At 66.6% G+C, this 8,321-nt stretch carries 8 protein-coding genes; all 8 read left to right on the forward strand.

Features of this window, described 5'->3' with window-relative positions; genetic code table 11:
• Positions 1–87: 87 nt before the first annotated feature.
• Entirely contained in the window at positions 88–1,554 is a 1,467-nt protein-coding gene (gene miaB, locus ACR652_RS03175; RefSeq protein WP_434505071.1) for a tRNA (N6-isopentenyl adenosine(37)-C2)-methylthiotransferase MiaB, read from the forward strand.
• Positions 1,551–2,591 carry a PhoH family protein gene (locus tag ACR652_RS03180; RefSeq protein WP_434505072.1) on the forward strand — a complete coding sequence of 347 codons (1,041 nt, stop codon included), beginning with the start codon at positions 1,551–1,553 and terminating at the stop codon, positions 2,589–2,591. Before miaB ends, ACR652_RS03180 begins: the two co-directional genes overlap by 4 nt.
• The gene (ybeY, locus tag ACR652_RS03185; protein ID WP_434505073.1) at positions 2,588–3,115 is read left to right on the forward strand and encodes an rRNA maturation RNase YbeY; all 528 of its coding nucleotides are present in this window, start codon (positions 2,588–2,590) and stop codon (positions 3,113–3,115) included. Before ACR652_RS03180 ends, ybeY begins: the two co-directional genes overlap by 4 nt.
• Entirely contained in the window at positions 3,099–4,004 is a 906-nt protein-coding gene (locus ACR652_RS03190; RefSeq protein WP_434505074.1) for a hemolysin family protein, read from the forward strand. The genes ybeY and ACR652_RS03190 overlap by 17 nt, the downstream gene beginning before the upstream one ends.
• A 129-nt stretch (positions 4,005–4,133) precedes the next feature.
• Complete coding sequence (lnt, locus tag ACR652_RS03195) at positions 4,134–5,786, forward strand: apolipoprotein N-acyltransferase (protein WP_434505075.1); 1,653 nt, start codon at positions 4,134–4,136, stop codon at positions 5,784–5,786.
• Between the two features lie 201 nt (positions 5,787–5,987).
• Complete coding sequence (locus tag ACR652_RS03200; protein WP_434505076.1) at positions 5,988–6,398, forward strand: helix-turn-helix domain-containing protein; 411 nt, start codon at positions 5,988–5,990, stop codon at positions 6,396–6,398.
• A gap of 152 nt (positions 6,399–6,550) precedes the next feature.
• Positions 6,551–7,741: a methionine adenosyltransferase gene (gene metK / locus ACR652_RS03205; RefSeq protein WP_434505077.1), complete on the forward strand. Its 1,191-nt coding sequence runs from the start codon at positions 6,551–6,553 to the stop codon at positions 7,739–7,741.
• 29 nt (positions 7,742–7,770) lie between these two features.
• On the forward strand, positions 7,771–8,321 hold a 551-nt coding region (gene trmB / locus ACR652_RS03210), incomplete at its 3' end, for a tRNA (guanosine(46)-N7)-methyltransferase TrmB (protein WP_434505078.1).

Below are 8,321 nucleotides of genomic sequence, written 5' to 3' on the forward strand. Positions count from 1 at the left end.
TAAACACGCGGCCGGCTGTCTGAAATATTGGAGTCGGCGGGACCGGCAAAACCGCCTATACTGCCGGCAGGAGACGGAAAGCGCCGGATGAGTCGGGCGCTTGGCGCGTCAGGGAGCTTCACGATTACCAACCCGGTTTCGACTGCGGCGGCGCTGTTCCAGGCGCCTGAGACGACGACCGCCGAGGGCGCGCCCGCTGGCGGCAAGGTTCTGGTCAAGTCCTATGGCTGCCAGATGAATGTCTATGACGCCACGCGCATGGCCGATCTGCTCGGACGCGAGGGCTACGTCGAGACAGGCGACGAGGCGGACGCCGATCTCGTCATCCTCAACACCTGTCATATCCGCGAAAAGGCGGCCGAAAAAATCTACTCGGAGCTAGGCAAGCTGGCGCTCGAAAAGCGCGCCCGCGAGGCGGAGGGGCGCGACATGCGGATCGTCGTCGCCGGCTGCGTGGCGCAGGCCGAGGGCGAGGAGGTGCTGAAGCGCCAGCGCGCGGTCGATCTCGTCGTCGGTCCGCAGAGCTACCACCGCCTGCCGGACTTGCTGAAACAGGCGAAGGACGGCCGCCGCCTGACCGACACGGAATTCGATGTCGAGGAGAAGTTCGACGCCCTGCCCCAGCCGAGCCGCGCGCAGATCCGCGCCCGGGGCGTCTCCGCCTTCGTCACCGTTCAGGAAGGCTGCGACAAATTCTGCTCCTTCTGCGTCGTGCCCTACACGCGCGGCGCGGAAGTCTCGCGGCCGGTCGCCGATATTCTCGCCGAAACCCGACGGCTCGTGGACGCCGGGGTCCGCGAGATCACGCTCATCGGCCAGAACGTCAACGCCTATCGCGGTCACGACGGCGCGGGCCGCGAATGGAGCCTTGCGCGCCTGCTCGCCCATCTCGCGGAGATGGAGGGGATCGCGCGCCTGCGCTACACGACCAGTCATCCTGTCGACATGGAGCAGGATTTGATTGATGCGCATGAGTCGATCGGAAAGCTCATGCCCTATGTCCATTTGCCCGTTCAGTCGGGCTCCGACCGCGTGCTCAAGGCCATGAACCGCAAGCACAGGGCCGACGACTATCTCGACATCGTCCGGCGCCTGCGGCGGGCGCGGCCGGATGTGGCGATGTCCTCCGACTTCATCGTCGGCTTTCCGGGAGAAACCGACGCCGATTTCGAGGACACGCTGGCGCTGGCGCGCGAGGTGGGCTTCGCGTCGAGCTTCTCCTTCAAATTTTCGCCGCGCCCCGGCACGCCCGGCGCCGAACGGGCGGATCAGATCGACGAGGCGCTGAAGCGCGAGCGCCTCGCCGCCCTTCAGGCGCTGCTCGAGGAGCAGCGCCAGGCCTTCAACGGGGCGACTGTCGGCAGAACGATCGACGTGCTCTTTGAAAAACCCGGCCGCCACGAGGGTCAAATCGCGGGCAAAAGTCCCTATATGCAAGCAGTGCATGTCAGCGGCCCCGCTGACATGATCGGAAGCGTGGGCCGGGTCGCGATTGTCGCGGCGGGGTCCAATTCCCTGGCGGGCCGGCTGGTGGGCGAGGAGGCGAAGGCTTGACGACGATTGACGACACGCGGACCGGACGCCCGGACGAGGCGGCCGAGCCCGACGCGGAAATCACCCTGGCCTTCGAAAACAACAAATACGCTTCTCTTGTCTTTGGCCATTACGACCAGAACCTCGCCAAGATCGAACGGCGGCTGAAGATCGCCTCCTTCGCCAATGGCAACCACGTCACGCTGAAAGGCAAGACGGAGGCCTGCGAGCACGCGCGGCGCGTGCTGGAGGCGCTCTATGAGCGCATCGCGAAGGGCCAGGCCGTCGCGATCGGCGACGTCGACGGCGCGATCGAGGAAACCGCGCGCCAGCGCAGCCTCTTCCCGGACGCCGAACCCGCGCGCGGCGGCTTCGAGCAGATCATCACCCGCAAGCGGGGCCTCGTGCGCGCCCGCAACGCGGCGCAGGACCAGTATCTGCGCGCGCTGAAGCGCTACGAGCTGGTCTTCGGCTCCGGCCCCGCCGGCACCGGCAAGACCTGGCTCGCCGTTGGCCATGCCGTGCAGCTCATGGAACAGGGCGCTGTGGAGCGGCTGATTCTGTCGCGGCCAGCAGTCGAGGCGGGCGAGCGGCTGGGCTTCCTTCCCGGCGACATGCGCGAGAAGGTGGACCCCTATCTCCGGCCGATCTACGACGCGCTGCATGATTTCATGGATTCGCGCATGGTCGAGCGCGGCATGCAGACGGGCATCATCGAAGTGGCGCCGCTCGCCTTCATGCGCGGCCGCACGCTGACCCGCGCCTGCGTCCTGCTCGACGAGGCGCAGAACGCCACCTCGATGCAGATGAAGATGTTCCTCACCCGCCTTGGCGAAGGCTCGCGCATGATCGTGACCGGCGACCCCTCGCAGACCGATCTGCCGCCGGGCCAGACATCCGGCCTGTCGGAGGCCATTTCCCTGCTCTCCGAGATCGACAGCGTCGGTCGCGTCACCTTCTCCGAGGGAGACGTCGTGCGTCACGATCTCGTGCGCCAGATCGTCGGCGCCTATGACCGCGCCGCCCGCGCCAGAAGCAAGCCGCGCGGCGAAGCATGACCATCGACGTCGACGTCAATCTCTCCGCCGAGGCGTGGGACAAGGTTGAGGGGCTGGAGGCGCTCGTCCGCCGCTGCGTCGAGGCGAGCCTCGCCGAAACAAGCGCGAAACTGGTCGAGGGTTGCGAAGTCAGCGTGACCTTCTGCGACGACGCGGAGATTGCGCAACTCAACGCCGACTGGCGCGGCAAGGACAAGCCCACGAATGTGCTCTCCTTCCCGACTCCCGGAAAACTCGCGGCGCGCCCGCTGCTCGGCGACATTGTCATTGCCTATGAGACTGTCGCGCGCGAGGCCGCCGAGCAGGAAAAGACCCTGCCTGAGCACACCGCCCATATGGTCATCCATGGATTTCTGCATCTGATCGGCTATGATCACGAGATTGCCGCCGAGGCCGAAGTGATGGAAGGCCTCGAAAGACGGATCGCGTCGCGGTTGGGCCTGCGCGACCCCTACGCCGACGAAGCGGCCGACGATCAGGACGGGGCGGGCGAACTGAACGAAGGTCATGTCGATACGATCTGAAAACGCAGAGGAACCCTTAAGACGCAGCCAGGAGGCGCGCGGCAATCTGCTCGATCGCCTGCGCAGCCTGCTCGGTCTCGCGCCGGCCTCCGTGCGCGAGGACATCGAGGACGCGCTCGAGGAGGTTGCCGGCGACGTCACGCCGCATGAGCGCGCGCTGCTCAAGAACGTGCTCGGGCTCCACGACCTCCGCGTCGAGGACGCGATGATTCCGCGCGCGGACATCATCGCCATTCCCGGGGACTCGACGCTGCGCGAGGCGCTGGCCGTCTTCCGCGACGCCGGCCACTCCCGCCTGCCCGTCTATTGGGAGACGCTCGACGATCCGCGCGGAATGGTTCACATCCGCGACTTCGTCAATCACATCGCGGTCTGCGCCGACTCGGCGCGCATCAATCTGGATACGCTGGTCTCGCAGGCCGAGCTGCTCAAGCCCGTGCTGTTCGTGCCGCGCTCCATGCCGGCTCTCGATCTGCTGATTCGCATGCAGACGACGCGCACCCATCTCGCGCTGGTGATCGACGAATATGGCGGCACCGACGGGCTCGTCACCATCGAGGACATCATGGAGATGATCGTCGGCGACATCGAGGACGAGCATGACGTCGTCGAGCCGCCGGAGATCGAGGAGCTCGACAACGGCGACTTCCTTGTCGACGCGCGCGCCGATCTCGACGAAGTGACGGCGCGGCTCGGGGTCGACTTCCGCCTCGAGGACACGCCCGCGGAGGTGACCACGCTGGGCGGACTCGTCGCCTGGCTGGCCGGTCGCGTGCCCATGCGCGGGGAGATCATCGCCACGCCCGTGGAGGTCTTCGAATTCGAGATCGTCGAGGCCGATCCCCGCCGCGTCGGCAAGCTTCGGGTGCGCGCGCGGCGCCATACCTGAGCGGCGGCAGGGTTACCCGCGGCTGCCCCCCCGCCCGTCGGCGGGAGACACACCTTGGACATCACAGTCGCGGACTATCCGGCTATAACGCAGCGGTCGCCGCCAGGCGGCTGATTCGCATGGGGTCCGATGGCCGAGATCGCGCAAACGACCGGCGCCCGGGCGGGACTGTCGTCTCTTCCGGCCCGCATCATTCTCGCCGATGGCTGGACGCGACGCGGCGTCGCCTTCGCCGCGGGCGCCTTCGGAGCGCTCGCCCTGCCGCCGTTCGACTTTACGCCAGCGATGGCCATTCCGCTGACGACGGCCGTCTGGCTGATCGACGGCGCGGTCGGTCGCGGCGCCGGGACGCGCCTTGGCCCGCTGCTCTCGGCGGCCGGCGCCGGCTGGTGGCTCGGATTCGGCTATTTTCTCGCGGGGCTGTGGTGGCTGGGCGCCGCCATGCTGGTCGAAGCGGATCAATTCGCCTGGGCCCTGCCCCTCGCTGTCATCGGCCTGCCGTCGGTTCTCGCCGTGTTTCCGGCGCTGGGCTTCGCCATGGCCCGCCTGCTGTGGTCGCCGGGAAGCCTGCGCATTTTCGCGCTGGCCGCGGGTCTCGGCGGGTCGGAATGGCTGCGCGGGCATGTCCTCACCGGCTTTCCCTGGAATGACTTCGGCATGGCCCTCGCGCAGGCGGGGCCGCTCGCCCAGGGCGCCGCGCTCGTCGGCCTGCACGGGCTCGATCTGGCGGCCATCGTGATTTTCGCCGCGCCTGCCGCCATCGTCGACCGACGACCGGGAACACGCTTTCTGTCCAACGGCGCCGCGCTCGCGGCCGCCATTCTGCTTGCGGGTCTGGCGGTCTATGGCGTCCTGCGGCTCAGCCTGAACGCGACCGAAGAAGTCGCGGATGTGAAGTTGCGGCTGATGCAGCCGAACTTGCCCCAGGACGCGAAATTCCGCCCCAACAACGGGCCGGCCATTCTGCGCCATTATCTGGCGCTCTCCGATCGCGCGACGGGACCGGACCACACGGGCGTCGCCGACGTCACGCATCTCATCTGGCCTGAATCGGCCTTCCCCTACGTTCTGTCGCGCGAGCCGCAGGCGCTGGCGGCCATCGCGCGGGCGCTGCAAGGGAAAATCCTGATCACCGGCGCCGCGCGGGTGGAGGGCGACGGCGGCGGCCGGCGCGGCAGGATCTTCAACGCCGTCGAAGTGCTGCAAGGCGATCGCATCATCGCCTTTTACGACAAGACGCATCTGGTGCCGTTCGGGGAATATCTCCCCTTCGAGACGCTGCTGCGCCCGCTCGGGGTCACGCAACTGGTTCCCGGAATCTGGGACCGGGGACAGGGTCCGCGCGCGCTCACGGCGCCCGGCCTGCCGCCGATCGCGCCGCTGATCTGTTACGAAGCTGTCTTCCCCGGCGAAGCCGTCGCCGGAAGCGAAACGGGGAGCCGACCGCAACTTCTGCTGAATGTCACCAACGACGGCTGGTTCGGGCAAACGCCGGGCCCCTATCAGCATTTTGCCCAGGCCCGACTGCGCGCCATCGAAGAGGGACTCCCGATGATCCGCGTCGCCAACACCGGGATTTCTGCCCTGATTGACCCCTATGGTCGCGTGATCGAGTCGCTTCCGCTCGGCGTGGAGGGCGTCATCGACGGGCGTCTCCCCAAGGCGGCGCCCGTTACGTTTTTCGCACGGCGCGGCCCGATTGTGTTTGCGGTTCTGTGGGCGGTGGTCTTCGGCCTCGCCCTGGCGGGTCGGATTCTGGCCTCGACGTCTCGGGAAATCTGACGTGTTCGGATTCTCGACGAGATCGGCGACGGCCTCCGGAAGCGCTCGCCCCGGCACGCTCCAGTGCGGGTTCCGGGATGGAGCATTGTTACGCTTCTGCTGGAGGGATATGGCCTTTTTTCGGTTGCCCACCGATAAGTCACTAATTTTGTTTGCATTCGACCGGCATTCAGCTAAAACGTGGCAGGAGGGTGGTGGAACGTGAAGAAGACGCCGGATCCGATCGACCGTCACGTGGGCAGCCGTGTACGAATGCAACGCATCCTGATGAAAATGAGTCAGGAGAAACTTGGCGAGGCTCTGGGCCTCACCTTCCAGCAGGTGCAGAAATATGAAAAAGGGCTGAACCGCATCGGCGCGAGCCGGCTGCAACAGATTTCGAAGACGCTGAACGTCCCCCCGTCCTTCTTCTTCGAGGGCGCGCCAAGCCTTTCGACGGAACCGGTCGGCTTCGCGGAGGGATCGTCCTCGCAATATGTCGTCGACTTTCTGTCCACGGCCGAGGGCCTGCATCTCAATCGCGCCTTCGCCCGCATCAAGGACCCCAAAATTCGCAAGCGTGTCCTTGACCTTGTGAGCACGCTCGCGGACCAGGAAGCAAGCGAGGGCTGACGCCGGCCCATCCCGCGCCGCAGTTCTCTATAACGAACGCTTGCGCCCGTCTGGCTTGACGAAACGAACGGCGGCTGGCACATCAACGCCGCTAACTTCGTAGAATCGCGCGAATGTTTTCGTCGCCTCTGCGGTCATTGGGAGATTCGGACGTGACCCGGAAGAATTATCTGTTCACCAGCGAGTCGGTTTCAGAAGGCCATCCGGACAAGGTTTGCGACCGAATCTCAGACGAAATCGTGGACGAGTTCTTCCGCGAGGGACCGAAGGCCGGCATTGACCCTTACGCGATCCGCGTCGCCGCCGAGACCCTTGCGACCACCAACCGGGTCGTCATCGCGGGCGAGGTTCGCGGTCCGCATATTTCCTTCGACCGCATCATCGAGATCGCGCGCAACGCCATCCGCGCGATCGGCTATGAGCAGCGCGGCTTCCACTGGAACACCGCCAACATCGAAGTGCTGCTGCATGAGCAGTCCGTCGACATCGCGCAGGGCGTCGACGCCTCCGGCAACAAGGACGAGGGCGCGGGCGCCCAGGGCATCATGTTCGGCTACGCCGTTCGCGAAACCCCGGATCTGATGCCGGCCCCGCTCTATTATTCGCACAAGATCCTCGAGTCTCTCGCGCAGGCCCGCCACTCCGGCAAGGAGAAGGGCCTCGGGCCGGACGCCAAGAGCCAGGTGACCGTCCGCTACGTTGACGGCAAGCCGGTCGAGGCGACCCAGATCGTGCTGTCGCATCAGCATGTCGACGAGACCCTCGCCCCCGCCGACATCCGCGCCCTGGCGGAGCCCTATATTCGTGCGGCGCTGCCGGAAGGCTGGATCACCGACAAGACGGTGTGGCACGTCAACCCGACCGGCAAGTTCTTCATCGGCGGCCCGGACGGCGACGCCGGCCTCACCGGCCGCAAGATCATCGTCGACACCTATGGCGGCGCGGCTCCGCACGGCGGCGGCGCCTTCTCCGGCAAGGATCCGACCAAGGTCGACCGCTTGGCCGCCTACGCCGCCCGCTATCTGGCCAAGAACATCGTCGCCGCCGGCCTCGCCGATCGGGCGACGCTGCAGCTCTCCTACGCCATCGGCGTCGCCGAGCCGCTGTCGATCTATGTCGATCTGCACGGCACCGGACAGGTTCCGGAGGACAAGCTCGAGGCGGTGCTGCCACAGATTCTGCGCCTGTCGCCGCGCGGCATTCGCGAGCATCTGCAGCTCAATCGCCCGATCTATGCGCGCACCTCGGCCTATGGCCATTTCGGCCGCACGCCGGACGAAGAAGGCGGCTTCTCCTGGGAGCGCACCGATCTCGTCGACGCGCTGAACGCGCATTTCGCCTGACTGAAACCATCCCTGGCGACGACGACGCCATGATCGAGACCAGCGGCGGCGCGGCCCCCAAGGCGCGCCGCCTCTATGGCCGCAGCAAGGGCAAAGCGCTTCGCGCCGGCCAGACGCGCCTGCTGCAGCAGCTGCTGCCGAGGCTGACGCTCGACCTTTCCGCGCCCTGCCCTTCGGCGCGGGGCCTGTTTTCACCCTACGTCGAGGATGTGTTTCTGGAGATCGGCTTCGGCGGCGGCGAGCATCTCGTCGCCGCCGCGGCCGCGCGGCCGGATGTCGGCTTCATCGGCTGCGAGCCTTTCGTGAATGGAATGGCGAAGCTCCTCGCCCGCATCGACGCGCTCGGCCTCTCCAATATCCGCCTTCACCAGGGCGACGCCGCCGAGGTTCTGCGCGTCCTGCCGCCCGCGAGCCTCGGCAGGGTCTTTCTCTTCTACCCCGATCCCTGGCCCAAGCGCCGGCACCGCAAGCGCCGCTTCGTCTCGAAAGAGACATTGGAGGAGCTCGCGCGGGTCATGCGGCCCGGGGCGCAATTGCGATTTGCGACCGATATCGACGACTATGCCGGCTGGGCGCTGGC

The sequence above is a fragment of the Methylocystis sp. genome, from assembly GCF_051061225.1.
In the GTDB taxonomy this organism is placed as follows: Bacteria; Pseudomonadota; Alphaproteobacteria; order Rhizobiales; family Beijerinckiaceae; genus Methylocystis.

What these genes read in the sequence shown, in the direction of transcription:
- miaB (WP_434505071.1), top strand. Translation starts at nt 88, where the DNA reads ATGAGTCGGGCGCTTGGCGCGTCAGGGAGCTTCACGATTACCAACCCG.
- ybeY (WP_434505073.1), top strand. Translation starts at nt 2,588, where the DNA reads ATGACCATCGACGTCGACGTCAATCTCTCCGCCGAGGCGTGGGACAAG.
- ACR652_RS03190 (WP_434505074.1), top strand. Translation starts at nt 3,099, where the DNA reads ATGTCGATACGATCTGAAAACGCAGAGGAACCCTTAAGACGCAGCCAG.
- lnt (WP_434505075.1), top strand. Translation starts at nt 4,134, where the DNA reads ATGGCCGAGATCGCGCAAACGACCGGCGCCCGGGCGGGACTGTCGTCT.